A 511-nucleotide genomic window follows, 5' to 3' on the forward strand; every position below is an offset into this window, starting at 1 on the left:
CGCTGATTGCTGCATCCTGCTCACTTCCTCGCCAATTGGGCGGTTCGAATTTTCTGCATTTACGGTTCCACCACTGCCGGACAGGGACATGGTGAAAAATCAGTAGCAGTCCTTTACGGAGCTGCCCTGCCGTTGTGGGAATGTCCTTTCGCCAGGGCGAATGGCAACACAGTTGCCTGACGGTCTGATCATCCAGATAGCCCAATAATTGGATCAGACCATAACCCACCAAGGTCAGGTGCACCCAACGATGCAGCGTCTGGCGGGTTTGTTGCCAGGCCTCTTTCAAGCCCCAGGAGAGTTTCAGTTGATTGAACATCGATTCAATCGACCAGCGTTCTCCATAGGCTTCGATGATCTGTTCCGGGGTCAGCTTGGCATCGGTACTCAATAATAAATGCGCTTTTTCCAGTGGCCACTTTCACTCTTGAATTCACACCACACAACACGTACTAAACGTCCCCCAAGAAAATGGGCCATTAACACTTTACTCCGATAACGCACCTCTTGC

The 511-nt window shown here is 51.1% G+C and carries 1 pseudogene; it reads right to left on the minus strand.

Annotated features, from left to right (window positions below):
- Positions 1-391: pseudogene (locus ACOCD2_RS26245) on the minus strand (hypothetical protein); the annotation flags it as partial.
- Between the last annotated feature and the right edge of the window lie 120 nt (positions 392-511).

Origin of the sequence: Thiolapillus sp. (assembly GCF_048562965.1) — a bacterium.
Taxonomy (GTDB): Bacteria; Pseudomonadota; Gammaproteobacteria; order Chromatiales; family Chromatiaceae; genus Thiolapillus; species Thiolapillus brandeum_A.